The 26,227-nt window shown below is 69.1% G+C and carries 29 protein-coding genes; 10 read left to right on the top strand and 19 right to left on the bottom strand.

Annotation, left to right across the window (positions count from 1 at the left end; all coding sequences use genetic code 11):
- Positions 1–34: 34 nt before the first annotated feature.
- The 4 genes from MOX02_RS16970 to purB all read right to left on the bottom strand — a co-directional run bounded on the left by MOX02_RS16970 (position 35) and on the right by purB (position 4,391).
- Entirely contained in the window at positions 35–373 is a 339-nt protein-coding gene (locus MOX02_RS16970; RefSeq protein WP_147026993.1) for a hypothetical protein, read from the bottom strand.
- Positions 374–455: 82 nt separating this feature from the next.
- Complete coding sequence (locus tag MOX02_RS16965) at positions 456–1,307, bottom strand: D-amino-acid transaminase (protein ID WP_147026980.1); 852 nt, start codon at positions 1,305–1,307, stop codon at positions 456–458.
- 319 nt (positions 1,308–1,626) lie between these two features.
- Positions 1,627–2,913, bottom strand: a complete 1,287-nt coding sequence (locus tag MOX02_RS16960; protein WP_238179785.1) for an SAM-dependent methyltransferase — start codon at positions 2,911–2,913, stop codon at positions 1,627–1,629.
- 155 nt (positions 2,914–3,068) lie between these two features.
- Positions 3,069–4,391 (bottom strand): adenylosuccinate lyase, encoded by a 1,323-nt coding sequence (gene purB / locus MOX02_RS16955; protein WP_147026978.1) that lies wholly within the window; start codon positions 4,389–4,391, stop codon positions 3,069–3,071.
- Positions 4,392–4,875: 484 nt separating this feature from the next.
- Here purB and MOX02_RS16950 point away from each other — a divergent pair, with 484 nt between their 5' ends.
- The gene (locus MOX02_RS16950; RefSeq protein ID WP_147026977.1) at positions 4,876–5,211 is read left to right on the top strand and encodes a hypothetical protein; all 336 of its coding nucleotides are present in this window, start codon (positions 4,876–4,878) and stop codon (positions 5,209–5,211) included.
- Between the two features lie 3 nt (positions 5,212–5,214).
- Here MOX02_RS16950 and MOX02_RS16945 read toward each other — a convergent pair whose 3' ends face one another.
- The 10 genes from MOX02_RS16945 to hemB form a co-directional block, all read right to left on the bottom strand.
- Complete coding sequence (locus MOX02_RS16945) at positions 5,215–5,598, bottom strand: response regulator (RefSeq protein WP_147026976.1); 384 nt, start codon at positions 5,596–5,598, stop codon at positions 5,215–5,217.
- A 141-nt stretch (positions 5,599–5,739) separates the two neighbouring features.
- Positions 5,740–6,387, bottom strand: a complete 648-nt coding sequence (locus tag MOX02_RS16940) for a hypothetical protein (RefSeq protein ID WP_174804941.1) — start codon at positions 6,385–6,387, stop codon at positions 5,740–5,742.
- A 103-nt stretch (positions 6,388–6,490) separates the two neighbouring features.
- Entirely contained in the window at positions 6,491–6,739 is a 249-nt protein-coding gene (locus tag MOX02_RS16935; RefSeq protein ID WP_147026975.1) for a hypothetical protein, read from the bottom strand.
- Between the two features lie 304 nt (positions 6,740–7,043).
- Positions 7,044–7,730: a response regulator gene (locus tag MOX02_RS32970; protein ID WP_373866760.1), complete on the bottom strand. Its 687-nt coding sequence runs from the start codon at positions 7,728–7,730 to the stop codon at positions 7,044–7,046.
- A 73-nt stretch (positions 7,731–7,803) separates the two neighbouring features.
- On the bottom strand, positions 7,804–9,138 hold the full coding sequence (locus MOX02_RS16920) for a polyhydroxyalkanoate depolymerase (RefSeq protein ID WP_147026973.1): 1,335 nt from the start codon (positions 9,136–9,138) through the stop codon (positions 7,804–7,806).
- Between the two features lie 141 nt (positions 9,139–9,279).
- Positions 9,280–9,480: a hypothetical protein gene (locus tag MOX02_RS16915; RefSeq protein ID WP_147026972.1), complete on the bottom strand. Its 201-nt coding sequence runs from the start codon at positions 9,478–9,480 to the stop codon at positions 9,280–9,282.
- A 206-nt stretch (positions 9,481–9,686) separates the two neighbouring features.
- A complete protein-coding gene (locus tag MOX02_RS16910; RefSeq protein WP_147026971.1) occupies positions 9,687–10,433 on the bottom strand; it encodes an arginyltransferase in 747 nt (248 codons plus the stop codon).
- 128 nt (positions 10,434–10,561) lie between these two features.
- Positions 10,562–11,050 carry an RDD family protein gene (locus tag MOX02_RS16905; protein ID WP_147026970.1) on the bottom strand — a complete coding sequence of 163 codons (489 nt, stop codon included), beginning with the start codon at positions 11,048–11,050 and terminating at the stop codon, positions 10,562–10,564.
- 126 nt (positions 11,051–11,176) lie between these two features.
- Positions 11,177–11,575, bottom strand: a complete 399-nt coding sequence (locus MOX02_RS16900) for a hypothetical protein (RefSeq protein ID WP_238179782.1) — start codon at positions 11,573–11,575, stop codon at positions 11,177–11,179.
- The gene (hemB, locus tag MOX02_RS16895; RefSeq protein ID WP_147026969.1) at positions 11,572–12,642 is read right to left on the bottom strand and encodes a porphobilinogen synthase; all 1,071 of its coding nucleotides are present in this window, start codon (positions 12,640–12,642) and stop codon (positions 11,572–11,574) included. Before hemB ends, MOX02_RS16900 begins: the two co-directional genes overlap by 4 nt.
- 190 nt (positions 12,643–12,832) lie before the next feature.
- Between hemB and MOX02_RS16890 the strand changes: the two genes are divergently transcribed.
- The 3 genes from MOX02_RS16890 (at position 12,833) to ldtR (ending at position 15,020) form a co-directional block, all read left to right on the top strand.
- Positions 12,833–13,894: an enoyl-CoA hydratase/isomerase family protein gene (locus tag MOX02_RS16890; protein ID WP_147026968.1), complete on the top strand. Its 1,062-nt coding sequence runs from the start codon at positions 12,833–12,835 to the stop codon at positions 13,892–13,894.
- Position 13,895: 1 nt separating this feature from the next.
- Positions 13,896–14,348 carry a DUF6163 family protein gene (locus MOX02_RS16885; protein ID WP_147026967.1) on the top strand — a complete coding sequence of 151 codons (453 nt, stop codon included), beginning with the start codon at positions 13,896–13,898 and terminating at the stop codon, positions 14,346–14,348.
- A gap of 162 nt (positions 14,349–14,510) precedes the next feature.
- Positions 14,511–15,020, top strand: a complete 510-nt coding sequence (gene ldtR / locus MOX02_RS16880) for a transcriptional regulator LdtR (protein WP_147026966.1) — start codon at positions 14,511–14,513, stop codon at positions 15,018–15,020.
- A gap of 174 nt (positions 15,021–15,194) precedes the next feature.
- On the opposite strand, the gene pqqA (MOX02_RS16875) is transcribed toward ldtR, so the two are convergent.
- The 3 genes from pqqA (MOX02_RS16875) to pqqA (MOX02_RS16865) all read right to left on the bottom strand — a co-directional run bounded on the left by pqqA (MOX02_RS16875) (position 15,195) and on the right by pqqA (MOX02_RS16865) (position 15,599).
- Positions 15,195–15,284 carry a pyrroloquinoline quinone precursor peptide PqqA gene (gene pqqA / locus MOX02_RS16875; RefSeq protein ID WP_147026965.1) on the bottom strand — a complete coding sequence of 30 codons (90 nt, stop codon included), beginning with the start codon at positions 15,282–15,284 and terminating at the stop codon, positions 15,195–15,197.
- A gap of 69 nt (positions 15,285–15,353) precedes the next feature.
- On the bottom strand, positions 15,354–15,443 hold the full coding sequence (gene pqqA / locus MOX02_RS16870) for a pyrroloquinoline quinone precursor peptide PqqA (protein ID WP_109888207.1): 90 nt from the start codon (positions 15,441–15,443) through the stop codon (positions 15,354–15,356).
- 66 nt (positions 15,444–15,509) lie between these two features.
- Entirely contained in the window at positions 15,510–15,599 is a 90-nt protein-coding gene (gene pqqA / locus MOX02_RS16865) for a pyrroloquinoline quinone precursor peptide PqqA (protein WP_109888205.1), read from the bottom strand.
- A 535-nt stretch (positions 15,600–16,134) separates the two neighbouring features.
- On the opposite strand from pqqA (MOX02_RS16865), the gene mgtE reads away from it, so the two are divergent.
- Positions 16,135–17,505, top strand: coding sequence for a magnesium transporter (mgtE, locus tag MOX02_RS16860; RefSeq protein WP_147026964.1), 1,371 nt, complete (start codon positions 16,135–16,137; stop codon positions 17,503–17,505).
- A 33-nt stretch (positions 17,506–17,538) separates the two neighbouring features.
- Here the strand turns inward: mgtE and MOX02_RS16855 are convergent, their stop codons facing one another.
- Entirely contained in the window at positions 17,539–19,236 is a 1,698-nt protein-coding gene (locus tag MOX02_RS16855) for a methyl-accepting chemotaxis protein (RefSeq protein ID WP_147026963.1), read from the bottom strand.
- 563 nt (positions 19,237–19,799) lie between these two features.
- Here MOX02_RS16855 and MOX02_RS16850 point away from each other — a divergent pair.
- From MOX02_RS16850 to MOX02_RS16830, 5 genes are all read left to right on the top strand, one after another.
- The gene (locus MOX02_RS16850; RefSeq protein WP_147026962.1) at positions 19,800–20,483 is read left to right on the top strand and encodes a protein-L-isoaspartate(D-aspartate) O-methyltransferase; all 684 of its coding nucleotides are present in this window, start codon (positions 19,800–19,802) and stop codon (positions 20,481–20,483) included.
- A gap of 123 nt (positions 20,484–20,606) precedes the next feature.
- Positions 20,607–20,951 (top strand): hypothetical protein, encoded by a 345-nt coding sequence (locus MOX02_RS16845; protein ID WP_147026961.1) that lies wholly within the window; start codon positions 20,607–20,609, stop codon positions 20,949–20,951.
- Between the two features lie 265 nt (positions 20,952–21,216).
- Entirely contained in the window at positions 21,217–21,426 is a 210-nt protein-coding gene (locus MOX02_RS16840) for a hypothetical protein (protein WP_147026960.1), read from the top strand.
- A gap of 446 nt (positions 21,427–21,872) precedes the next feature.
- Positions 21,873–24,944, top strand: a complete 3,072-nt coding sequence (locus MOX02_RS16835; protein WP_147026959.1) for an ATP-binding protein — start codon at positions 21,873–21,875, stop codon at positions 24,942–24,944.
- The gene (locus MOX02_RS16830) at positions 24,941–25,591 is read left to right on the top strand and encodes a LuxR C-terminal-related transcriptional regulator (protein WP_147026958.1); all 651 of its coding nucleotides are present in this window, start codon (positions 24,941–24,943) and stop codon (positions 25,589–25,591) included. Before MOX02_RS16835 ends, MOX02_RS16830 begins: the two co-directional genes overlap by 4 nt.
- Before the next feature lie 13 nt (positions 25,592–25,604).
- Here the strand turns inward: MOX02_RS16830 and MOX02_RS16825 are convergent, their stop codons facing one another.
- Positions 25,605–26,225 carry a TetR/AcrR family transcriptional regulator gene (locus MOX02_RS16825; RefSeq protein WP_147026957.1) on the bottom strand — a complete coding sequence of 207 codons (621 nt, stop codon included), beginning with the start codon at positions 26,223–26,225 and terminating at the stop codon, positions 25,605–25,607.
- Between the last annotated feature and the right edge of the window lie 2 nt (positions 26,226–26,227).

The raw sequence follows: 26,227 nt of genomic DNA, 5'->3' as shown, positions 1-26,227 counted from the left end.
ACGGAGCGGGGGGCAGGCGGGCCGAGCGAGCGGCCTACTTCGCCTCCGTGTTCGGCTGCTGGCCGGGCAACTCGCCGGGCTTGATCACCGGCATCGTGCCCGCGTTCGGCTCCGGCGGCTTCACCACCATGCCGGGAGCGGCGTTGCCCGGCGGCTTGATCACGCCGTCGTTCTTCTCGAGCTTCTCGCTCAGGGTGCCGTTGCCGGTGGTGCCGTCATCCGGCCGCACCTTCTCGGGCGGCGTCTGGCTCTGGGGCAGCAGGTTCGGGTCGGTGTCGCGCCCCTTCAGCGGCGCGTCGGGCTGCTGCGCGAGCGCCGCCCCGGCCGTAAGGCCGATCGCGAGCGCCGCGAGCCCGGAGATCAGTTTCGGCATCATTTCCTCTCTCGGGAACGCTCAAGTCCGAGAGCAACCGTTGCCCCTGCAATCCGTTCCTGCCGTCGAGGACAGCCGACCCTCACGATTCGAGAGCCATCCCCATGTAGAGCTCCCGCAGCCGCCGCGTGTGCGGGCCCGGCCTGCCGTCGCCGATCAGATACCCGTCGATCGCCACGACCGGCATCACGAAGGCCGAGGCGCTGGTGTAGAACGCTTCCGCCGCCGCAACCGCCTCCTCGACCGCGAAGGGTCGCTCCTCGATCCGCAGATCGCCTTCCGCGCAGAGCCGCAGCACCGCCTGCCGGGTGATTCCGGGCAGGATCGCCGTCGAGAGCGGGCGGGTGACCAGGCGGTTATCGCCCGTGACGATGAAGGCGGTGGAGGACGAGCCCTCCGTCACCGCCCCGTCCTCGACCATCCAGGCTTCCGCGACGCCGGCGGAGGCTGCAGCCTGTTTGGCGAGGACCTGCGCGAGGAGCGCGACCGACTTGATGTCGCGCCGCTTCCAGCGAAGATCCTCGACCGTCACGATCCTGGCGCCGCTCTCCGCGAGCGGGTTCGCCCGGATCGCCTTCTCCTGCGTGAACATCACGACGGTCGGCGGCGTGTCGGCCGCCGGGAAGGCGAAGTCACGCTCGGCGACGCCCCGCGTCACCTGCATGTAGACGAGGCCCTCGCGCACGCCGTTGCTGGCGACGAGCTCCGTCTGCAGGCGCGTCCACTCCTCCGAGGAAAGGGGATTGCGGATCCCGATCTCCGAGAGCGAGCGGTCCAGCCGGGCGAGGTGGGCCGCGTTGTCCACGAGGCGCCCCTCGAGCACCGCCGAGACCTCGTAGATTCCGTCGGCGAACAGGAAGCCCCGGTCCATGATCGGCACGCGCGCCTCCGCGAAGGGGACGAAGCGTCCGTCGAGATACACGGTGCGGGACATGGATTCTCCTCGGGTGCCGGCACCCCTTCCAAGCATCGGCGCGCGACCATCCGCAAGAGGCTCGACGGCTGGGCAGGGTGCAGGATTCGTGCAGGCCTGCCTTCATCGCGGCCAGCCGTTACCCACTCTTGCGATCGCCGAGCGCCGAAACTCAAGAATTCTTGATGACCGCGCGACGCGCCAAGATTGCCGCGCGACGCGCCAAGATCGCCGCGCGACGACGTCTGGAACGGGAGCCGAACCCGTCGCCGGCCCCAATCGTCACGACCTCGCGCGACTTCGTTCGGGGGTAACAGGGAAATCGCGGCGCACGGAGCCTTCAAGGCGACGCGTCGAGCCCAATCCGCAATTCCAGCTCCGCGTCTCCGATCGAGGCGAGCTTCGCCTCCCGCCGCCGCAACCGCCGCTCGGCGCGCGCGATGTAGCCCCGCGTCGGAGGAATGACGTCGTTGCGGCGGGTGAGCAGCACTTGGAACACCACCGCGTCCTCGTGGCGGAAGGCAGCCTCGGCACTCGCGAGATACCAGTCCCACATCCGGCAGAAGCGCGCGTCGTAGAGACGTTCCGCTTCCGTCAGCCGGGCGAGGAAGCGGGCTCGCCAGTCGCTCAGGGTCGCCGCGTAATGCAGGCGCAGGACTTCGACGTCGTTGACGACGAGGCCCGATCCCTCGATCGCCGGCATCATCTCGGACAGCGTTGGCAGATGGCCGCCGGGGAAGATGTAGCGGGTGATCCAGGGGTTCGTCGCCGCGGGCCGCCCCGTACGGCCGATCGTGTGCAGCAGCATCACCCCATCCTCGGCGAGGCGCTCGCGGCAGATCCGAAAAAAGCGATCGTAGTGTGCGGGCCCGACATGCTCGAACATGCCGACCGAGACGATGCGGTCGTAGCTGCCCCGCACCGCGCGGTAATCCTCAAGGGCGAAGTGGACCCGGTCCGAGAGACCTCGTGCCCGGGCGCGTGCGAACGCCGCGCCGTGCTGCTCGGTGGAGAGCGTGATGCCGCGCACGCTCTCGCAGGCCGCGACCTCCGCGAGATAGAGGGCGAACCCGCCCCAGCCGCAGCCGATGTCGAGGACCCTGTGACCGGGGCCCGCCATGAGCTTTGCCGCGATGTGACGTTTCTTGGCGGTCTGAGCGGCGTCGAGGTCGAGGCCGGGTGCCGCGTAGTAGGCGCAGGAGTACTGCCGGTCCGCGTCGAGAAAGAGGGCGTAGAGCCGCTCGTCGAGATCGTAGTGGCGGGCCACGTTTCGCCGCGCACGGCTCGGGCCGTTCCAGTCCAGCAGGCGACGCAGCAGGCTCCGGGCGAGGCCGTGCCCGCGCACGGGTGGGAAGGGCGGCGAGCCGTGATTGGCGGCGAGCAGGACCGCCATCAGTTCGGGCAGCGTGCCGCCCTCGATCAGGAGGCGCCCGTCCGTGAACAGCTCGCCGAGGCGCAATTCCGGATCGAGCAGGGCTGCACGCTCGGCGGCCGCGTCCCGGAAGCGGATCGCCACCTCGGGACCGTGCCCGTCGCCCGCGTCGAAGCGGTAACCGCTCGCCGTCGTCACGGTCAGGCGGCCGCTGAGGCCGCTGACCGCGAATGCCCACTCCAGGATACGGTCGATCAACACGCCGCAGCCTCTAGATGCAGGACTACAATCCGCAAGTAGAGGTTATGAGTCTCCGGGAGGCCGTCAAGCGGTTCCGCGCGTCGAGGCCCCGCTTCCGACCCCTTCGTCAGGTTCGGACGAAAGGTGGGGCTCTCGAAGCCGGCCGAGCATCAGGTTTCCGGGCGGCCTTCCTCGCCGAACACGCGCGCGAAGATCGTGTCGACGTGCTTGAAGTGATAGGCCAGATCGAAGCACTCCTCGATCTGCTCCGGGCTCAGGGCCGCGGTCACCTCGGGATCGGCCTTGAGTAGGGTCAGGAAGTCACCTTCGCCGCGCCAGACCGGCATGGCGTTGCGCTGGACGAGCCGGTAGGCGTCCTCTCGCGAGACACCCGCCTGCGTGAGCGCCAGCAGAACCCGCTGCGAGTGGACGAGCCCGCCGAGCCGGTCGAGGTTCTTCTGCATGTTGGCGGGGTATATCAGCAGCTTGTCCACGACACCGGTCAGGCGCGCCAGGGCGAAGTCGAGCGTCACGGTGGCGTCGGGACCGATCATGCGCTCCACCGAGGAGTGCGAGATGTCCCGCTCGTGCCAGAGCGCCACGTTCTCCATGGCGGGCAGCGCGTAGGCCCGCACCATCCGCGCGAGTCCGGTCATGTTCTCGGTGAGCACGGGGTTGCGCTTGTGCGGCATCGCCGAGGACCCTTTCTGACCCTCGGAGAAGAACTCCTCCGCCTCCAGCACCTCGGTGCGCTGCAGGTGCCGGATCTCGACCGACAGGCGCTCCACCGAGGAGGCGACGACGCCGAGCGTGGCGAAGAACATGGCGTGCCGGTCGCGCGGGATGACCTGCGTGGAGACCGGCTCGGGGGTCAGCCCCATCGCCTTCGCGACGTGGGCCTCCACGCGCGGATCGATGTTGGCGAAGGTGCCGACCGCGCCGGAGATCGCGCAGGTGGCGACCTCCTCCCGGGCGGCGACGAGCCTTGCGCGCGCGCGCTCGAACTCGGCGTAGGCCTGGGCGAGCTTGAGGCCGAAGGTGACGGGCTCGGCGTGGATCCCGTGCGAGCGGCCGATCGTCGGCGTCATCCTGTGCTCGAAGGCCCGGCGCTTGAGGGCGGAGAGGAGTGCGTCGACATCCGCGATCAGGATGTCGGCGGCTCGGACGAGCTGCACGTTGAGGCAGGTGTCGAGCACGTCCGACGACGTCATGCCCTGGTGCACGAAGCGCGCCTCGGGGCCGACGATCTCGGCGAGATGGGTCAGGAAGGCGATCACGTCGTGCTTCGTCACCGCCTCGATCTCGTCGATGCGGGCGACATCGAAGACCGCGTCCCGGCCCTTCTCCCAGACTCTGTCGGCGGCCTCCCTGGGCACCACGCCGAGCTCGGCCAGCGCCGTCGTGGCGTGCGCCTCGATCTCGAACCAGATCCGGAAGCGGGTCTCCGGCGACCAGATCGCGGTCATCGCGGGGCGGCTGTAGCGGGGAATCATGGGAGAGTTCCTGCGGGACCAACCCGGCGGCGCCGAGGCGTCGCCGGACAAATTCGAGCTGACGGGCGTGACGCGGCGATGGCTAGTGAAACCGCCCCGCGAAGGCAAGGCACCGAGAGGATCCTATGCCCGCTCGACGCACCGGATCGGGCGCTTCGCCGGAGAAGCTGCAAATTCTCGCACGCACCCGGCGATTGGGAAGGCAGACCGAAAGTAAACATATGTTTAACTCAAGAGATCGTACGGTATTGAACACCGAAAGGTGCGCATTTTCGACATAAACACGGGCCTTCATCGACGCTGATCAATGCAGTCTTGCCCGCGTAAGCTGGCTGCGGAGTGTGATCTGGCGTGGAGTATCCGAATGGCGTCGTGCGTTCCGGCCGTGATGGCAGCGGGCTTTGCCTGCATCCTCTGGAGCTCCGCTGCGGAGGCGGCGCATTGCCGGTCGGGGCAGTACTATCGCCCCTCGCGCGGGATCTGCGTGTCGGAGAGAGCCTTCCGGCGGGACGTGCAGCGGGCCGGCTTCCATGCGGTGCGCGGTGGCCGCCGCCTCGCCCGGCACGGTCGGGGCCTGAGGATCGTCTACGTGGAGCGCGAGGTGCCGGTCTACGTCGAGCGGCCGGCGCGCCGCGAGAAGGTCCCTCAGATCACGTTGGCGAGCGCGGATGCCGACAACCTCCCTGCGACGACGGGCTCCGTCGGCAGGCCGGAGCCGGCGCCTGAGGCATCCACGGTCCCGCTCCCCTACGTGACGGCCGGCCTGCAGTCGCTGAACCCGCTTCCCTCGAAGCCGAAAGGCTGGGAGTGGCAGCGCTGAGCCTCATCGCGCCGCCGCGGCCTGCTCGGCGGCCTTCAGCACGTCGATGGAGCGCCACGGCTTCTGCAGATAGGTGGCGCCGGCCGGCAGGTGCTCGATCCGGTCGCCCGGATCGCCCGACGTGACCAGAAGCTTGATCCAGGGATAGCGGGTGCTCACGGCCCGAACGAGGTCGACACCGTCGAGGATGCAGGGAAGGCGCACGTCCGCGAAGATCAAGGCCACCTCGTTCGCGTGCTCACGCAGGTGGAACAGGGCCTCCTCGCCGCTGTCCGCCTCGATGACCCGCAGATCCGTCTCCTCCAGCACGGCGGCGGCGAGGTTGCGCAGGGCGCGGTCGTCCTCGACCACGAGAGCGGTTCGGGCGGGTGGCGTGGCCTGTCCCATTCACGTCTCCAACGATCGGTCCGGCGACGGCGCCTCTCTCCGCCCGGACGGAACGCACGACGGATCGCAGGCGGTGCCGTTGGCACGAACATCGGAAGTAACCACGGCGGGCAGGCTTGGTTCAATCCCCGGCATTCGGACTCAATCCTCAGGGATCGGGCCCTGTGTCAGGGACTCGTCCTCACGCCGCTCGTCGGCCGCCGCGGGCTTGGCGGGCGCCACGACGTTCGGCCGTTGTGCCGCTTGTGGCGCTGCTTGGGCGACATCCTCGGGTGCGCGCAGGTCAATGGTGACGGTCTGCGGAGCGGGAACCCGGTAGCCGAGGGCGTGCGCGACGCCTGCCAGATCCTTGGCGGCCGCGCGCCCGCTCTCCAGTCCGTGGCAGACCGCGAAGTAGGTGGCGGCGACATTCGCGTAGCGGCGCACGGTCTCGCGGGAATCCTGGGTCGCGAAGGGCGCCAGCAGGATGCCGACGGTGCGGCCCTGCTTCTCCGCGACGACGGCCGGCCTCGTCTGCGAGCAGTAGACGTAGCCGGTCTCCTCGGAGCGTGCCTCTCGCCCGCTCGAGCTCGCGTGGAAGGTCTTGAAGCGGGTTCGCTTGAGCACGCCTTCGGGCGTGGTGCGCACAGGCTCAACCGAGAGGATCGCGAACTCGTCGCATCCGTCCGGCTGGCAGAGGCCGCGGACGAGGTCGGCCCTGTTGTAGTCCTGCCGGGTCTTGTCCGGCGCCTGCGCCTGCGCCGCTCCGGCCGCGAGCCAGAGCCCGGCGAGAATGGTTCCGATCCGCATCGCGTCCCTCCATCCCCCGAGCGTGTCGGTTAGGAACAGAGTTTGGCCGTCCCGAGGCGGGGTCGGGAATGCGTGCGGTGTGCGCTGGAAGAGATGGCGCGGCTCAGCCGCGCCGGTCCTTGGCGTCGCGCGAGGCGCTGACCGCGTTCGGCGTTGCGCTGCTCGGAGACGGAGCGCTCGCGATCTCGGAGGTGACGTCGAGCCCGCCGAAGGCGGCGGCGACGTGCAGGCCGAGGACGGGGACGAAGACGAGCCCCATCATGAAGACGATGATGAGGGCGATGCTCCGGTCACGCGCGGCATAGGTGCTGCCCGCCCGGGTCCGACGGGTCTTGGTCTTGAGGGTCGTCATGGCTCACCTCGTTCGAACGGCCGCCTGGGGCCGTTCGTGGGCGAGCCGGATCAAGCGATCAGGCGCGGGTCACACGAGCGGCCGAAGGCGGCACGAACCATCGACTACTGTCGCTGGGCATGGGGTTTGCAGGTTCCTGTGGGGCCGTTCGCCAACCCGAGGGGCATGTCGTGCGGCTGGAACCGAGATGATGCAGTGCATTGGTTTCGTCAACCCTAAGACGGGCCTGGGCGGCATGCTCGGATCGGGACTCTCTCGACCGTGGCAATGCTTCCACAGCTAATCCGGCCCGGCGTCTGCCGTGCTAACCCTGCGCTCCCGGAGATTGATCGAGGAGGCGGCCATGACCGATCGATTTGCGCTCCGCGCGCCGGTGGATCACGAGGTCCTGCTCGGGGAGATCCAGCACGTCCTCGCGGCCCTGGCGGACGTGGAGACCGACTTCGCGGTGGCCTGCGAGCAGCGCGGCTGGGATCCCGACCAGGAAGGACCGCCGACACCCGACCTCAGGCGGCTCGAGGCGGAGCGGCAGCGGCGACGCGAGCCGCTGATGCGCAGGCTCGACAGCCTCGACAAGGCTTGCCGCGCGCTGAAGCCGGGCAACGCCCATTGAACTGCCGCGCGGTTCAGGCAAACAGCAAGCGGGCGATCTGCTCCGGCTCCACCGGCTTCTCGCAGCGGCGCTGGGCGGCGTAACGCGACGGAATGGACGTCTGCTGTAACCGGTCGTGAACAGGAATGGCACGCCCCGGGCCGCGAGTTCGTCGGCGACCGCGAAGGCCATCTCGCCGCGCAAATTGATGTCGAGAACCGCGGCGTCGATCCGTGCCGCCCCGGAGATCAGGGCCAGCGCCTCGCGCACGCTCGGCGCCGGGCCGAGGACATGGGCGCCACTGGTCTCGAAATGGCGCTGCATGTCGAAGGCGATGAAATAATCGTCCTCGACCAGCAGGACGTGCCGCCCGGCCAGAGGTCCGTGATCCTCAGACATCCGGCCTCCAGCGTGAGCGCCCCTGTCCGAGGAGAAGTCTGCCACATGGGTGCGGCAGCCGCCTTGCGGCAGGTTAGGCTCGCGGCCGGTTGGCGACGGCGAGCGCCGCGGCACGAGGGCGCGAGACCCGGACCGGCAGCGTGGGCCGGGGGAGACCGGTCCGCGCCGGGTCGGCGAGCCGGATCGCCGACCCGGACCGGTCCCGCCGCTCGATCCGCCGCGCGTGAGCCGCCATGAAGGCGCCGAGCTTCGGGGTGATCTCGGCGCGGAAGCGCGAGCCGTTGAAGATGCCGTAATGACCGGCGCCCGGCTGAAGGTGATAGGCCTTCCTGGTTTCCGAAAGGTTCGGGGTCAGGTCGAGGACCGCGCGGGTCTGGCCGACGCCGGTGATGTCGTCCTTCTCGCCCTCGACCGCCATGATGGCGCAGCGACGGATGGCGGTAAGATCCACCGGGTGCCCGCGGTGGCGCATCCGGCCCTGCGGCAGGGCGTGGTCGAGGAACACGGTCGCGATCGTCTGGAGGTAGAACTCGGCCGTCAGGTCCATCACGGCGAGGTACTCGTCGTAGAAGGCACGGTGCTTCGTGGCCGAGTCGCCGTCCCCCTCGACCAGATGGTTGAACATGTCCCAGTGCGCCGTGAGGTGACGGTCGAGGTTCATGCTCATGAACCCGGTCAGCTGCAGGAAGCCCGGATAGACGGCACGGCCCCGTCCGGCGTGGCCCCAGGGCACCGTGTGGATGCAGTTGCGCTCGAACCACGCGAGGCCGCGCTCGCCGGCGAGCCGGTTCACGGCCGTGGGCGCAATGCGCGTGTCGATGGGGCCGCCGATGAAGGTAGCGGTGCGCGGAATGCGCGGATGATCCTCCGCCTCCATTCGGGCTATGGCGGCGAGCACCGGCACGGAGGGCTGGCACACGGCCGCGACATTGAGGTCGGGCCCCAACTCCGCGAACAGGTCGATGCAGAGGTCGACGTAGTCATCGAGATCGAACTGTCCGGCCGTCGCCGGCACGTCCTTCGCGTCGACCCAGTCGGTGATGAAGACCTGATGCGTGTCGAGGAACGCTTCCACGGTGCCGCGCAAGAGCGTCGCGAAGTGACCCGACATCGGGGCAACGAGAAGGAGCTTCGGCTTCGATCGCCGAGCATCACGGTCCCCGAAAGCGATCACCCGGCAGAACGGATGCTCCCAGACGACGCTCTCGGGCACGCCGAGATCGAAACGGGGCTTCGGATAGGTGCGGGTCGCGCGCTCGAACATCTCGCAGGAGGCCGCCATCATGCGGCTTCCCGGCGCACTCGCGAAGGGGTTGAGCGGATTCTCGCACGCAAGCTTTACTGCATCTGCCGCAAATCTCGCAGGCGCGAGCATCAGATTACACGTATCGCGTGTCAGATACAGCAAAGCGTGCGCTCCCTAGAACAGCACGCTGTTGCCGCTGTCCTTCATCTCATCTTGGGGACGTCCAACGCGCGATAGTGATGTTGGGTTGCTCGTGAAAAGAAGCCGGCTGTTGATGGGGCACCGACCACGGGTCCCGCCGCGTCACGCGGCGCGGCGGCGGGTGGGCACGCCGAGCGGTCCGGCATGAAGGCGGTCGATCAGAGCGGCCATCTCGTGGGTGAGGGGCGCGTGGTGCGCGGGCGGAAGCGCGTGCCGCAGAGCGGGGCCGACGCCCTTCAGAAGGCCGCGAAGGGCGGGGGCTTCGAGGGGGCGCAGATCCTGGCGGGTGAATGAGGTCGGCATGGACTTCCTCTCTCGCAATCCCGGTCCGGTCATGCGGTCACGCTCGAGAGGACGAAATAAGGCGGCGGGCAGGCGGTCGTGCCGATTCCTGTGGGCTGTGCCGTTCCGGCCACAGCACGCCGCAGGACGGTCCGGATCGCGCGGGTGCAACCGTGACGCGTGCCGGCACGACCTCGGTCAGAGCGGCTTCCCTCAGCCGAGCGACGTCACTCGACGCGCATCCAGCCCTGGGCGAGCAGGCGCTCCTGGGGGAGGAAGCGGGCCTTGTAGTCCATCTTGCGCGAGCCCTCGACCCAGTAGCCGAGGTAGAGGTACGGCAGGCCGAGCGCCCGCGCGCGGGCGATGTGGTCGAGGATCATGTAGGTCCCGAGCGAGCGCGCCGCAGCCTCGGGATCGTAGAACGAGTAGACCATCGACAGCCCGTCCGCGAGCACGTCCGTCAGGCACAGGGCCAGCGGCGCGCCGGTGCCGCGGCCGTTGATCGCGGTGTCGGGCCCGCGGCGGCGATAGGCCACGAGATGCGTGTCCACGTGGCTGTCCTCGATCATCATGGCGTAGTCGAGCACGGTCATGTCGACCATGCCGCCGTCGCCGTGGCGCGCGTCGAGGTAGCGGCGGAACAGGGCGTACTGCTCGGAGGCAGGCCGGTTTGCCTCCGGGTTGCCCACGAGGTCTGTGTTGCGGGCGACGATGCGCCGCTGACTCGCGGTGGGCCGAAAATCGTCCACCACCACGCGCACCGAGATGCAGGCCCGGCAGGTCTCGCAGGCGGGCCGGTAGGCGATGGTCTGCGACCGGCGGAAGCCTCCCTGCGTCAGGATCTCGTTGAGGTCCCGGGCCCGCCGTCCGACGAGATGGGTGAAAACCTTCCGCTCTTCCTGCCCCGGCAGGTAGGGGCAGGGGGAGGGGGCCGTGAGATAGAACTGGGGTGTATCGCGCGGATGGCTCGTCACGCTTCAGGTCGCCCTCGAGGCCAACGGCGCGCCCAGCGCCGCCGGTGCTGAGTGTAGCGTCGATAAGGCTCCGCTCAACAGCCTCGTTCGTCCCGCAGCCGGGATTTCAACGTCGGGAAGCGGACCGTTCAGGGCGCGCGCACCACCGCAAGGCCGAGGAGGAGGTCGTGCCCGAGGCGTCGGTCGCTGCGCATCACACCGAACAGCATGTCGACGAACCAGAGCAGGAAGGTCGACAGCGCTACGTAGAAGAGCAGCGCATGGACGGCGGCGGTGATCATGTCGACCGGCCGCCCGCTCTCCGGCGAGACCACGCGCAGGCCCATCATCCGCATGCCGACCGTGCTCTGGCGGGAACCGCCGACGGTGATCATGCTGTAGAGCACGCCGCTTGCCGGAAGGATCGCGAACAGCGTCCAGCCGAGGCCGAACGTGATCACGCCGAGCACCGTGATAGCCAGGGTGAGGAGCGCCGTGAAGCCGAAGATGAACAGGATGTCGAGGAGGTACGCGACGAAACGCGCGCCGAGGCTTCCGCGCAGGGCGGGCAGCGCGGTCAGGGGGTTGTAGGCCGGCGCGTCGATGCGCTCGGCGTATCCGGGCGGGGGATTGAGCATGGCCGCGTCCTCTCGGGGCGGTCCGGTCCTCCAAGTCGATCCGGCCGCTGGCGTTCAGGTAGGAAGCGCCGCGGCGGCGCTCAAGATCGGCCCTGCGCGGCGAGGCGCCTCCGGCGGCACCGGCGCTCAGTTCCGGTGCACGGCCGCCCCGGGGTCGGCCGCCTCGGCCTCGGGCGTATCGAGATAGTAGCGCTTGAGCAGGTAGAGGGCAGCGCCGCTGAGGGGCGTCCCGTCATGCGTGACGCCGACGAGCTCCGCCCCCGCGTTGAAGCGGCAGAGTGCGGCGTGCGGGCGGGGGCCGATGGTGTAGTCGACGCGCACGCTGTCGGGTGCGGAGCCTGGACCCGCCCTGAGCAGCCGCACGTCGGCCTCTCCGGGCACCAGGGCCGGCACGGCGCGTCGGCACAGCGTGACCCGTTGGCGCTGCACGGCGCTCTCGCAGGCGGCGAGGCTCAGGGAGAAGCCCGCGAGGGCTCCGGCGAGGATGAGCCCCCGGCCCCTGAGCCCAGGGCCCGACGGGCTCACGCTCCCGAGCGCAGGCGCTCGGCGACGCGCGGCGCGTAGTAGGTGAGCACGCCGTCGGCGCCCGCCCGCTTGAAGGCGAGCAGGCTCTCGGTCATCGCGCGCTCGCCGTCGAGCCAGCCGTTGCGGGCGGCGGCCTCGATCATCGCGTACTCGCCCGAGACCTGATAGGCGAAGGTCGGCACCCCGAACGCGTCCTTCACCCGGCGGATGATGTCGAGATAGGGCAGGCCCGGCTTCACCATCACGGAATCGGCCCCTTCGTCGAGGTCGAGCGCGACCTCCCGCAGCGCCTCGGTGCCGTTGCCGGGATCCATCTGATAGGTGCGCTTGTCGCCGACGAGGGCCGCCTGCGTACCGATGGCGTCCCGGAACGGACCGTAGAAGGCGCTCGCGTACTTCGCCGCGTAAGCCATGATCTGGACGTCGCGGAAGCCCGCCTTGTCGAGCCCGGCCCGGATCGCGCCGACGCGCCCGTCCATCATGTCGGAGGGGGCGATGATGTCGGTGCCGGCCTCGGCCTGGATCAGGCTCTGCTCCACGAGGAGCGCCACCGTCTCGTCATTCAGGATGGCGCCGTCCTCCAGGAGGCCGTCGTGGCCGTGGCTCGTGTACGGGTCGAGAGCCACGTCGGTCATGACGCCGATCTCGGGTACGGCCCGCTTCACCGCCCGGACCGCCCGGCAGACGAGATTGTCGCGGTTGAGCGCCTCGGACCCGGTCGGATCGCGAAGCTCCCGCTCGGTGTAGGGAAAGAAGGAGATCGCCGGGATGCCGAGCCGGGCCGCTTTCTCGGCATCGCGCACGATCTCATCGACGCTCAGGCGCTCGACGCCGGGCATCGAGGCGACGGGCTCGCGTCGCCCGGAGCCCTCGATCACGAAGAGCGGCCAGATCAGGTCGTCGACGGTGAGCGTGTGCTCGCGGACGAGGCGGCGGGACCACTCGGCCTTACGGCTGCGGCGCGGGCGCTGGGTGATCTTCAGGCCCTCGGCGCGCGCGTCCTCCCGCGCGGTCTCCACGGCGAGCGGTCGCGGCCGGGGCGTGTCGTTCGACGGATCTTGCGGCATGGCTGCGCTGGTCTTCCGTGGCTCGCGGCGGACGCTCGGGCCTGCCGCGAGCCCGGGCCTATCATTTCGCGATTCCGCGCGAAACCCGGCTATCCGCGCGTGCACGACAGGGCTTCGGTTGACGCGGGCCGACCGCTCGGCGTCTAAGCGACGCGCAGTCCAGGCATCCAGCAGGGGAGACCCGCACAGCATGACGAGCGAGGCCGGAGGCGAGATCCTGTTCGAGCGGCGCGGTCCCCTCGGGCTCGTCACCCTCAACCGTCCGAAGGCGCTCAACGCCCTGTCCCTCCCGATGATCCGCGCGATGCACGCGCAGCTCCGGGCCTGGGAGGACGACGACACGGTGAGCCGCGTCGCGGTGCGGGGAGCGGGCGGGCGCGCCTTCTGCGCGGGCGGTGACATCCGCCGCATCTACGAGGTGGCGCGCGCCGGCGACGAGGCGGAACTTTACGACATCTGGGCGGGCGAGTACGGACTCGTCGCGTATGTGGGCCGCTACCCCAAGCCCTACGTCTCGCTGATCGACGGGATCGTCATGGGCGGCGGTGTCGGCATCTCGCTGCACGGCGAGTACCGGGTCGCCGGGGAGGGCTACGCCTTCGCGATGCCCGAGGTCAGCATCGGCTTCTTCCCCGATGTCGGCATGACCCATTCTCTGCCGCGCCTGCCCGGTCACACCGGCTTCTATCTCGCGCTGACCGGGGCCCGGATCGGCGCGGGCGACGCCCTGAATGTCGGGCTGGCGACGCACCACGCGCGGGGGGCCGACTTCGACCGGATCCTCGACCGGCTCGCCGCCGGCGTCGCGGCGGCGGAGGCGATCAGGGAATTCTCCGCGCCCGCCCCGCAGACCGGGCCGCTCGTCGCCGAGCGCGCCCTCATCGACGCCTGCTTCGAGGCCGAGACGGTCCCGGAGATCCTGGCCCGGCTCGACGCCGAGGCCGAGGCTGGCTCGGGTTTCGCGGCCGACACGGCGGCGCTCCTGCGCACGCGCTCGCCCACCAGCCTGTGCATCGCCCGCGAGCAAATGCGGCGGGGGACGAACCTCAGCCTCGCCGAGGCCATCCTCGCCGAGTACCGTCTCGTCACCCGCCTGATGCAGGGCAACGACTTCTACGAGGGCGTGCGCGCCGTCATCATCGACAAGGACGGCAAGCCCGCCTGGCGCCCTGCGCGGGTCGAGGAGGTCGACCTTGAGGCCGTTCGGGCGGCCTTCGGGCCATCGGGCCGGCCCGAGCCGCGGTTCGCCTGAGATGCGCGGGCCGGGACGGATCGGCCGCGGCGCGGTCGGCGACCTGTCGGGCGACCGGATCGAGCGGAGCGCCGCCGCGCCGCGCACGACCTGGGACACGGTGCTCGTCTGGTTCATGCGCGTGACGGCGCTGCTCTGGCTCGCCAAGGGCGTGCATGCCTGGGCCACCATCCTCGACGTCGTTCCGGGCGGCCGGCCATTCGAGACGGAGCCCGTGGGCCGGCAGGCGGTGATCGTCTATCTCGCGGTGATCGACCTCACGGCGGCGGTCGGGCTCTGGCTGACCAGTGCCTGGGGCGGGGTGATCTGGCTGCTCGCCGCGACCTCGGCGCTGACGCTCGCGATCCTCACGCCGCAGCTCCTGCCGACCCCCGTGCCGATCCTGATCGTCCAGGCAAGTATTGTTGCGATCTACTTCGTGCTGTCTTGGTTTGCAGCCCGGGAGGTCAGGTAAATGGAACGTTGATGCGATCGTTTCAGTTTGCATTTACCGAGAGAAGTAAATCGCGAATTCATCCTGTCGCTTAAATCGCCTTTCATTCCCGAGCCATACGTTGTGCCCATAAGCGGCGCCCGACCTCGCGGCGACCGGCAAAACAATCGGGTGAGGCACACGATGAAGACCCAGGCCGTCAAGGTTGTCGAAACCACCGCTCCCGACGCCTCCGTTGCGAGCGGCTCCTACCTCGAGGCGCTGCACCTTGTGGAGCGCCTGCACCGGCGCCTCCTCGACGTGATCAAGGACGAGTTCGAGCGCCGCGGGCGCGAGGACGTCAACAGCGTCCAGGCGCTGCTCCTCTACAACATCGGCGACAAGGAGCTGACGGCGAGCGAGTTGCGGACCAAGGGCTACTATCTCGGCTCGAACGTCTCCTACAACGTGAAGAAGCTCGTCGAGGCGGGCTACCTGCATCACGCCCGCTCGAAGACGGACCGCCGCTCGGTGCGCATCAGCCTGACCGAGAAGGGGCGCCAGGTGCACGAGATCATCCAGGGCCTCTACGACAAGCACGCCCGTACGATCCAGCCGATCGGCGGCATCTCGGACGACGATTTCGGACGCCTCAACCAGGCGCTCGGTCGCCTGGAGCGCTTCTGGACCGACCAGATCCGCTATCGGCTCTGAGCCGCGGCGCAGCCCTCACCCAAAACGATGACGGCCGCGCGGTGCAGGAGGCGCCGCCCGGCCGTCATCGCTTCGTCCGCGCTTTGCGTTGCTCTAAGCGGACGCCACATATGGAAAGGGCGCCGTCCCCGAGGGAACGGCGCCCGAAACCGGCTCGCTTACGCGACGGTCAGCTTAGTGGAAGGTGTCGATCTCAGCCGACTCGTAGCTGGTGACTTCCATGCCGACGCAGACTTCCTGAACGATCGGGGCGGACCACATCATGATGATTCTCCTGAAAGAACGGGTTTGACGGTTCGAGAGGCGACCGGCTCGTCAGAGCCGAGGGCAGCCTTAGTGGAAGGTGTCGATCTCAGCCGACTCGTAGCTGGTGACTTCCATGCCGACGCAGACTTCCTGAACGATCGGGGCAGACCACTTCATCGCGTTTCTCCTAGGTAATATTCAGATCTTATAAAGAAAACCCGGCACGGCCGAGCCGCCTGCACCTTAGTGGAAGGTGTCGATCTCGGCGGACTCGTAGCTGGTGACCTCCATACCGACGCAGACTTCCTGAACGACGGGGGCGGACCACTTCATGACGTGTCTCCTTCGCTTCGATGGAGGGAAGATAGGCGATGCGTTGGGCGCAATACAAGTGGGCCCTACACTTATATTTCTCATAGGATGAGCGGGCCGGCCGACACCCTGCCGAAGCGACCCAGGACAGTCGAAAATTTCCTTTTAACGACAATGAGATGGTGATCGAAGCGCGCGGTTTCAACGGCCCTCGCGCCAGAGTTGAGCCTGGATCGCGCGGCGGGCTGGGAGCGGGCCCGAGCTCTGCCGAACCGGCAGGGTAGTGCAGCATCGCCACGTCGTGGGAAGTGCTTGACGGAATCACCGGCGCAGGCCACCAACCGCGCGCCGACGGTGGCCTCGAGAGGCGCTGCGGCCAGGACACCCTCGATCCCGATGCCCAGCGACAGGTCCGACCGATCGTCCGAGCCGTGCCCGGCTCCGCGCCGCTGCCCCGCCTGACGCCTTGAGGCGCCTCCGGGGCGCCCCGCGTGCCGGCACGGCCGGATTGCGCGACGAGCCGGGGCAGAGAGCCCAGGACCCGGAGGCGAGACCGATGACCGAAGCCGCTCTCCTCGACGCGCGGGTGGACCCCGCCGTTCTCGCCGCGCGCCTGTCGGACGAGCGCGCCCCCGACATCGTCGAGGCCCTCAACGAGGAGGCTCCCGAGGTCGCGGCCGCTATTCTCCTCGGCCTGCCCCAGGAGCGGGCGGTGGAGGTGCTTGACCAGCCCGAGCTTGAATGCGCGGCCGACATCATCGAGATGCTGCCTCGCGACCGGGTCGCCGCGTATCTCTCCGGCATGTCGGCGGACCGCGTCACAGACATCTTTCGCGAGATCGAGGAGCCGGGCCGATCGGATCTGCGCGCCCGGCTCGACGCCGAGACGCGCGGGGTCGTCGATCGGCTGAGCGCCTACGGGGAGGAGACGGTAGGCTCGCTGATGACGACGGAATTCGTGGCGGTGCCGGGCAACTGGACGGTGGCCCAGACCCTCGATCACGTCCGTCGCGTCGAGAAGACCCGCGAGACGATCTACGCGATCTTCGTGCTCGATCCGCGCACGCGCGCGCTCACGAAATCGGTGCCGCTGCGGCGGCTGATCACGGGCGACCCGGACGACAACGTGCTCACCGTGGCGCCGGGCCGGCGCCCGCTCGCCGTCTCGCCGACCGCGAGCCGCGAGGAGGCGGCGCGGCTGATCTCGAAATACGATCTTCTCGCGCTGCCGGTGGTGGACGCGGTCGGCCACCTGATCGGCATCGTGACGGTCGACGACATGATCGACGCCATGGTCGAGAAGCAGACGCAGGACGTGCAGCGCTTCGGCGGCATGGAGGCGCTCCCCGAGCCCTACATGGACATCGGCTTCTTCACGATGATCCGGAAGCGCGCCGGCTGGCTCTGCGCCCTGTTCCTCTCCGAGATGCTGACGGCCTCGGCGATGCAGGGTTTCGAGGGCGAACTGGAGAAGGCCATCGTCCTGACGCTGTTCATCCCGCTCATCATGTCGTCGGGCGGCAATTCCGGCTCGCAGGCGACCTCGCTGCTGATCCGGGCGCTGGCGCTGCATCAGGTGCGTCTGCGCGACTGGTGGCGGGTGGCCCTGCGCGAGCTGCCGACCGGGCTCCTCCTCGGGACGATCCTCGGAGCCATCGGCGTCGTGCGCATCGTGATCTGGCAGAAGGCCGGCTTCTACGACTACGGCCCGCACTGGCCGCTCGTGGCGGCGACGGTCGGGGCGGCCCTCGTCGGCATCGTCACCTTCGGCTCGCTCGCAGGCTCGATGCTGCCCTTCGTCCTGCAGCGGATCGGGTTCGACCCCGCGACCGCCTCGGCGCCCTTCGTCGCGACGCTCGTCGACGTCACGGGCCTCGTCATCTACTTCACGGTGGCGCTGGTGATCCTCAAGGGCACTCTGCTGTAGCGGCCGGGGCGCGCCCCGGCCGCCGGGCACCGCTCAGGCCGCGCGGATCGTCTGCAGGAAGCGGGTGACCTCCGAGCCGAGATGCTCGGACTGCCGCGACAGCTCGGAGGCCGAGGCGAGGACCTGGGCGGCGGCGGCTCCCGTCTCCTCAGCCGCGTTGGCGACGCCCGCGATGTTCGATGTGACCTCCGCCGTGCCCGTCGACGCTTGAGCGACGTTGCGCACGATCTCGTGCGTCGCCGCGCCCTGCTCCTCCACCGCCGCGGCGATCGTTGCGGCGACCCCGTTGATCTCGCGGATGCGTCCCGCGATCCCGCCGATCGCGCCGACGGTCTGCCCCGTCACGCCCTGGATCTGCGCGATCTGATGGCTGATCTCCTCGGTGGCCTTGGCCGTCTGGTTGGCGAGTTCCTTGACCTCGGCGGCGACAACGGCGAAGCCGCGGCCTGCCTCTCCGGCCCGCGCCGCCTCGATGGTGGCGTTGAGGGCCAGGAGATTGGTCTGGCCCGCGATGTTCGAGATCAGGCCCACCATGTCGCCGATGCGGGTCGCCGCGACGCTCAGCGCGTGAACGAGCTCGGTCGTCCTGTCGGCCTCGCCGACCGCGACCAGCGCGAGATCCGCGGAGCCCGAAACCTGCCGGCCGATCTCGGCGACCGACGAGCCGAGCTCCTCGGCGGCTGCGGCGACGGTGCCGACGTTTCCGGCCGCCTGCTCGGCCGCGGCCGCGACGGTGGTGGACTGGCTCGCCGTCTCGGTGGCGCTCGCGGTCAGGGTCTGGGCGGTGGCCTGGAGCTCGGTGGCGGAGGAGGAGACGAGCCCGACGATGCCGCCGACCACCCGCTCGAAGCCGTCGGCGAGCTCCAGCATGGTCCGGCGCCGCTCGGCCGCCGCGGCCTCGTCGGCGACGCGCTTGCGCTCGGCCTCGTCCACCGCCTTCCTGGCGACCATCGCCTTGATGCCCTCGACGGCGCGCCCGACCGCGCCGACCTCGTCGCCGCGCCGGGCCTCGCGGATCTCGGCGTCGATCTCGCCCTGCGCCATGCGCTGCAGCACGCCCACAAGGCTTCCGAGCGGCCGCGTGATGCCCAGGATGACGATGCCGCCGGCGAGCGCGACGGCAGCGAGCAGGCCGATGACGGCCGCAGTGACGAGAACCACCGTACCCATCCGGGCCTCCGCCTCCGCATCGTCGCGCGCCGTGCGCAATTCCTGCGTCAGCGTGTCGATGCGTTCCTGAACGGCTTCACGGACCTTGCCTCGCGCTACCGACCCCTCGTTGAGAAGGATCTTCGTGGCGACCTCGTTCTCGTTCTTCAACGCAAGGGCGTTGCCGCGTTCGAGAATCGCGAAGAAGTCCTCAGCGGCGCCGCGCAGCCGTTGGATCGTCGCGCGCCGCTCGGGCGTGATAGCGAGGTTGCTCAGCGTGTCGGTGGCCGCATAGGTCTCCTTGACGGCAGCTTCGTAGCGCTTCCGGAAGGCCGCCATCTCCGCGTCGCGCGTCTCGAGGATCATGTTGCGGGCCTGGACCGCCGCCTCGGTCACGTTGATCCGGACGCTCATGATCTTCTCCAGGCGTGCCGCCTGGACGTCGACGATCTGGCGGGTCCGATCCGAAAGGTTCTGGAGCGCGGAGTGTGCATACACGACGAGCCCCGCCGCCACGATGACCGTGATGATCAGGGGCAAGGCGATCTTCGTCATGAACTTGGCGTTGCTGAAAAGTCTCACCGGCGGCTCCATAAGTTGCGCGTTGGAGAAGATTCATCTGCTCGCACAGTGAATAAATCGTTAATCACGCAATATTGCTCTGTATTACAACTTCTAGATACAATCAAATTCGGCGATGAATAGCCTGATATTCTTCGGAAAATGAGCGGGGTGGGCATCAACGATCAGGTGGTCCGCGCTGCGCAGGGGCGGGCATTGATCAACTCTGGGATTCGCCGCTGGCGCGTCGGCGGAGTCCGGTTCGTTGCTCGCTGCGTCGCCGGAGCGGGGTAGCTCTTGCGGATCGTGGCGTTCTCGGCCGGCCGCGCCTCCGAAGAGGGGGAGAAACGCCGGGTCAGCCGCACGGAGCGGGCGCAGCCGGCGCGGGGTTCGCCACGGTGCGGAGTTTCCCTCGCGCCTGGGGATGGGCGACCGCGCCGCGGCACAGCCAAGCTTTCGTGACATTCGCGATGGCCGCCCTTGAGGACCCGATTCGTCCGAGGTGGTGCCGCGCGCCGGACTGGAACGCGCCCGGTGCGCCGGTCTTGTCTCGGAGAACGCATGGCGAACCTCGGGAGGCGCGCATGACGGGATTCTCCAGTGAGCGTGACCGCATGATCGAGCGGCAGATCGTGGGGCGCGGCTTGGTCGACTCTCGCGTGATCGAGGCGATGCGTGCCGTCCCTCGCGAATGCTTCGTGCCCGAGGCCGTGCGCGGAGCCGCCTACCAGGATGGGCCGCTTCCGATCGGAGCGAGCCAGACGATCTCGCAGCCCTACATCGTCGCCCTGATGGTCGAGGCGGCCGAGATCCGTCCGGGAGACCGGGTGCTGGAGGTGGGCGCAGGGTCCGGCTACGCAGCGGCGGTGATGAGCCGGCTCGCGGGCGAAGTCGACGCGATCGAGCGCCACGGCGCGCTCGCGGACGAGGCGTCCGAACGCCTCGCGCGCCTCGGCTTCGGCAACGTACGGGTCCACGCGGGCGACGGCACCCTGGGCTTGCCCGAGCGGGCGCCGTTCGACGCGATCCTCTCGGCGGCGGGAGGGCCCGAGGTTCCGGAGACGCTGCGCCGGCAACTCCGCGTCGGGGGGCGGCTCATCATGCCGGTCGGGTCGCGCAGGGGCGATCAAGTTCTGGTGAAGGTGCTGCGTCGGGACGCGGACCGCTTCGACACGCTCCCGCTCGGTCCGGTAAGCTTCGTGCCTCTGATCGGCGCGATGGGGTGGCGCGATGACGAGTCGGAGCCGGTCGCAACGATGCTCCCCTGAGCCTGCATCGGAGGTCCGCGATGCCGGGCCGATGCCGGTCGGAGCGGCGCGCCGGTCAGCGGTTGCCGCAGATTGCCGGCGCGCGCATCATCCCGCCTCGATCCTGCTCTCTGGAGAGCCGGCATGCGGGTGATCGAGACGCCGGACGGCCGCTACATCGTGCTCCTCGGCCGGCTCTGGCGGCGCCACCGGCCGGATCTCGAGCCGGTCTCGCGCGACCGCAGCCTGAGGGCCCTCATGGAGGCGCGCCGAGCGCTCCGCGCCGGCCGGCGGGCCCGCGATCCTGAGGCGCTGGCCGAGGCCCGCACCGCCATCGAGGCGGCCAAGCGCGATCTCGGCGAGCGCGGCCCGGCCTGGTGGACGGACGGCGCCCCCGATCTCGACCGGCGCCTCATAGCCGCGACACCCTACGCCGCGTGGTATGCCACGCTGCCTCCGTCCGAGAAGTCCGAGCCGGCGCCTCGCTGACAGGCCGGCCCGTCACACCGCGTCTCGCGGACGAGAGCCCTGGAGGACCCGCAGCGGCGAGGTGAGGATTCCTAGAATCGGCCCGGAGCTTCGCGTCGGGTGAACCTCCTGGTTCCTGACGGTGGCTGGGGGGCTGCGCGGCGCAGTTCGCTCGGCTTCCGCCCTGCAGTGCCTCAGGACCCGCGGCGTGGTTCTTCGGCGGCGGAGCGCGAGCGGCCAAGATTGTGGAGCAGATGCGCGGCGCCTGCGGCAACGATCGCAAGCAATGCCGATCGTCGTGGCGCTCCTCGATGATTGTTCCGGCGCACAGCGTTTTGCGCCGCAGCATCAGCTATTTTGGTATGATACACGCCAGATCGCGCGCATGCAGTACGTGCATGTAGTTCAGGGGCTTTTAGGAAAACTACCTCACATTGGTGCGAGACTGCGCGGCAACCGGGACTTACGGATGCCTCGGCTGCATGGGCTCGATTGAATTCTCCCTGTCGCTGACGCTCTGATCTGCGGGCGGCGATTTGTGCAGCGCGGCAATCCAAGCCGCTGAAACAACTTCTGATCACGGGCTGGTATTCGCGAAAGAGCAGGTTTTGTGCGGCAAACTACTGAGTCGTTTCGGCCGCAAAGTTCTATCCAATGTTAAGCTGTGTCTTCGTGTGGACACGGTATTAGTACCCGATCTAGCACCAGTGTTCGTGTGGCAGAAAAGTTGTCAGAAGGGGAAAATTCCAAATATCCGACTGATCGGGGGCGAAAGTCTCTTGTCAGCATTTCCGACCCATGCTCAAAATCGTACCAACTTGAAAGTGTGCATAAGCGGACGGACCAGTGTCCTGGGTTGTAAGCACAGACCGGGTCGCACGACTCGCCGGAGCGGGGCAGCGAAAGTCTCCCCGGGTCTGGCCGTTCTCGTTCTACCTGTGCGTGTTCGCCCTCGTTTTGACGCTGCCCCTGCTCGGCATCCTGACCTTCGTCACGAGCCGGTTCATCCAGTCGGAGCGCTCCAAGCTCGAAGGGGTCTCCATCGAGGCGAATATCGATCTCGGTCTGCTGGTCGAGCGTGACCTGATCACGCTGATCGCCGCGCTGAAAGCGCTGGCAGCCGCTCCTATCCTCGATGATGACTTCGCGCGCTTCCGCCTCCAGGGTCAGGAAGCGCTCGCCGGCCGCCCCGGAGACCTGATGCTTCTCGACCACGAGGGTCGCGATGTTCTGGCGAAGGGCGAGCCTCACTGGGTGCCCGAGGTTCTGAGGCCGAGCGCTGCGGCCTGGGCGGGCGAGGCCGGACACGTTCTCATCTCCGACCTGTTGCCCGCCGCGCAGGGACGCGGACGGCAGGTCACGGTCTCGCTGCCGGTCGCCGGCTCAGCGGGTCAGCGCTACTTTCTCGTCTTCGCGCTCCAACCGGCGCACTTCACCGCGCTGCTGCAGTCGGCCCGCCTCGCGCCTCCGCATTTCGGCGCCCTTGTGGACCGGACCGGAGCGATGATCGCCCGGACCGTCGAGAGCGACCGTTTCATGGGCTCGCGCGTCACCGACTTCTCGGCGATGGAAGGTGCCACGGGCCGCGTCGACGCGACGAATGTCGGTGGCGTCGAGGTCCGGCGGTTCTACCGGCGCTCGCCCATCTCGGGCTGGTTCGTGCTGACCTCGGTCTCGCACGCGGCTCTCCAGAAATCGACCCGCCAGTCGCTCTGGCTGCTGGCCGCGGTGGCGGCCTCGCTGATGCTGATCGCCGTGCCCTGCGCCGTGATCCTGACCCGGCGGATGCGCTTCGCGGCCCGTCTCACCAAGGAGGCCGCCCGCCAGCTCGTGCGCGGTGAGCCGGTCGATCGCCGCAGCACCGGCATCGCCGAGTCGGACATGATCTGTCACATCCTGGCGGAGGCGTCCGACCGCCTGCGCGACCAGGCCGAGAGCCTGCGCAGCACGAACCAGGAGCTGGAGCGGCGCGTCGCCGACCGCACGCGCGAGCTCGCCGACAGCCACGTCCTGACAGAGAGCATCCTCGAGAGCAGCCCCGACATCATCAAGGTGCTCGACGTGCGGGGCCGCGTCATCTTCACGAACGACCGCTGTCGCACCCTGCACGGCGGCGACCCGCGCAGCGTCGCCAAGGGCCGCCTGTGGTCGACCTTCTGGCCGGGCGAGGGCGGCAAGGCGGCCCGCGAGGCCATCGCCCTGGCCCAGCGCGGCCGTCCGAGCCGGTTCACGGCCTGGCGTCAGACGGCAGGCGGCGAGCAGCGCTGGCTCGACGTGCTGGTCACACCCATGGTCGGGGCCGACGGCCTGACCCGGCGCATCCTCGCGATCTCGCGCGACGTCACCGCCCACCACGCCCGCGACGAGGAATTGCAGGTCGCCAAGGAGAAGGCGGAGGCCGCCTCCGTCGCCAAGGCCGACTTCCTGGCCACGATGAGCCACGAGCTTCGCACGCCGCTCAACGGCATCCTCGGCTACGCGGATCTCCTCGGATCGGACCGCACGCTGAGCCAAGCGCAGAGCCGCCGCATCAGCCGCATCCAAGATGCGGCGAGCGGCCTCCTGCGGATCGTCAACGACATCCTCGACCTCGCCAAGATCGAGGCCGGCGACGTCACCCTCGAGCTGCGCCCCTTCTCGTTGAAGGACCTCGTGGAGAAGGCGTCCGCCATCGTCATGCCGATGGCCCAGGCGAAGTCGCTCGCCCTCGACATCGAGATCCAGGACGGTCTGCCGCCGGCGCTCCTCGGTGATCCGGACCGCCTCAAGCAGATCATGCTGAACCTGCTCGGGAACGCCATCAAGTTCACCGAGACCGGCGGTGTCGTCCTGCGGGCCGAGGCGCCGCCGTCGCAGGACGGGCGCTGCCGCCTCACCATCCAGATCTCGGACACCGGTATCGGCATCCCGGCCGAGCTGCAGCATCTCCTGTTCCAGCGCTTCTCGCAGGTCGATGCGGGCAGCGAGCGGCGTTTCGGCGGCGCCGGCCTTGGGCTCGCCATCTCGCGCCACCTCATCGAGCAGATGGGCGGCCGCATCGAGGTCGAGAGCGCGCTCGGCACCGGCTCCGTGTTCCGGCTCTTCCTCGACCTCGCGGTGGCCGACATGTCGGCCGGCCCGTCCGAGGAGGTGCCGCTCGCGTGCAGCGCCTTCGAGGCCAACGTCCTCGTGGTCGAGGACATCTCGCTCAACCGCGAGCTGATCGGCGAGCTGCTCACAGCGCTCGGCGCCAGCGTCGACATCGTCTCCTCCGGCGAGGAAGCGATCGCCGCCGTCCAGGCCAAGTCCTACGATCTCGTCCTGATGGACGAGCAGATGCCCGGCATGAGCGGCAGCGCCGCGACCCGCATCATCCGCGGCCTCGACCATCCGGCGCGCGACGTGCCGGTGATCGCCTGCTCGGCCGACGTGCTCTCGCACCATCTGCGCCGCTTCGAGGAGGCGGGCATGAACGGCCATGTCGGCAAGCCTCTGACCCAGGCCGCGCTCGCCAAGGTCCTGATCCGCTACGCGTTCCGCCTCCGCACCCAGCCGGTACAGCGCGAGACGCCGCCGGTCCCGAGCCCCGAAGCCTCGACGTCCGGCCGGCACTGGCTGTCCGACGAACGCCTCGACGCGGCGCGGGGCAACCTGCGCGAAGACATCCGCATCCTGCGCGAGACGATCGCCACCGGCGATCTCGAGGCCGCCGCCTGCAAGGCGCACGCGATGATCTCGACAGCCTGCATCCTCGACTTCCCCTCGCTCAGCAAGGCGGCCCAATCCTTCGAGGTCGCCTGCAAGGCCGGCGCGCCGGACGGGCCGGAGCGCGCGCATTTCCTCGACTGCCTCGACGAGACCGTCGCGGCCATCGGCGAGGCGCGCGCGGCGCAGCGCTCACGGGCCATCGAGGTGCCGGACGCTGTGATGCCGCCGGGCGAGGGGGCTGCGGCCCCTGACGGCACCGCGATGGCGTCCTCCTATCCCAGCAGCCTCATGAAGCGGCTCAACTCACGCGCAGGTGGCAGACCATGACCAGTCCAGGCGCCGTCGCCCTCGTCGCCGACGATCACGAATTGTTCCGAGCGGCCGTCGCCGATCTCCTGAAGCGCGATTGCGGCTTCACCTCGGTGATCGAGGTGGGCTCCCTCGACGAGGCCATGCAGGTCCTCGGCGAGCACCCGGAGATCTCGCTGGCGTCGTTCGACCTCGCCATGCCGGGCGTCGGCAACGCCACCAGCCTGCGCAGCGTGCGCGAAGTGTTCCCGAAGGTGCGCGTCGTCGTGGTCACGGGCTCGGGCGGGCGGGACGACATCCTCCTCGCCCTGCAGGCGGGCCTCCACGGCTACGTGCCGAAGACGCTCGGCATCGCCGAGATCGCCAATGCCTTCCGCACGGTGCTCGGCGGCAGCATCTACGTGCCCGCCGCGGTGACCGAGCTGCCGCCGCAATCGGCCCCGCCGGTCGTGAACGTGCCGGCGCGGCTGCCGGAGCTCACCGGCAAGCTCACTCCGCGCCAGCAGGACGTGCTGCGCCTGATCCGCTGCGGCCGCTCCAACAAGGAGATCGCGATCGCCCTCGGACTCACCGAGAACACGGTGAAGGTGCACGCCAACGCCCTCTACCGGGCGCTCGGCGTCCACAACCGCTACGGCGCGGCCCACATGGCGGACCCGGCCTGAGGACGGGCGGCGCTCATTCTGCGCGCAGGCCCGTCATCAGGAAATCCGTCATCTCCTCGATCGTCGGCTGCTCGCGGTCGGCGCACTGAGCGATCAGCGCCGGGTGGCAGAACCGGACGACCGCGGTCTGCACGCAGCGCGCCGCGGCCCGCGGATCGGAGACCCGGAACTCGCCGTTCCGGGCGCCCTCGGCCACCAGGGTGACGAGGAGTTCCTCGACGCGGCCGATATGGGCGTGGATGACCTCCCAGCTCTCCGCCATCGCCACCTCGACCATGTCGTGCATGCGGCGGTTGGCCGTGAACTGGCCCGCGCTCATCGCGTGCATGGTGAGCACGAATCTGCGCAGCCGCTCGCGCGCGGACATCCCGGTATCGGCGACGATGCACCCGAGCTCGGCCTCGATCTGCCGGAGCAGGCGCTCGGCCACCGCCTCGTTCAACGCCTTCTTCGAGGGGAAGAAGCGGTAGACGTTGCCGGGGCTCATGCGCAGGCAGGCGGCGATGTCGGCCACCGTGGTCTTGCGGTAGCCCATCTCCCGGAACAGGCGCTCGGCGATCGTCAGGATGCGCGAGCGAAGGTCGCCCGTGTCGCGGTCGAGGGTGGCATCGGTGGCGAGGTCGGTCACGGGCATCG

It is taken from the genome of Methylobacterium oxalidis (assembly GCF_007992195.1).
Classification (GTDB): domain Bacteria; phylum Pseudomonadota; class Alphaproteobacteria; order Rhizobiales; family Beijerinckiaceae; genus Methylobacterium; species Methylobacterium oxalidis.
Note: the sequence above shows the minus strand (reverse complement) of the source record. Positions and strands in the feature narration are given on the sequence as shown.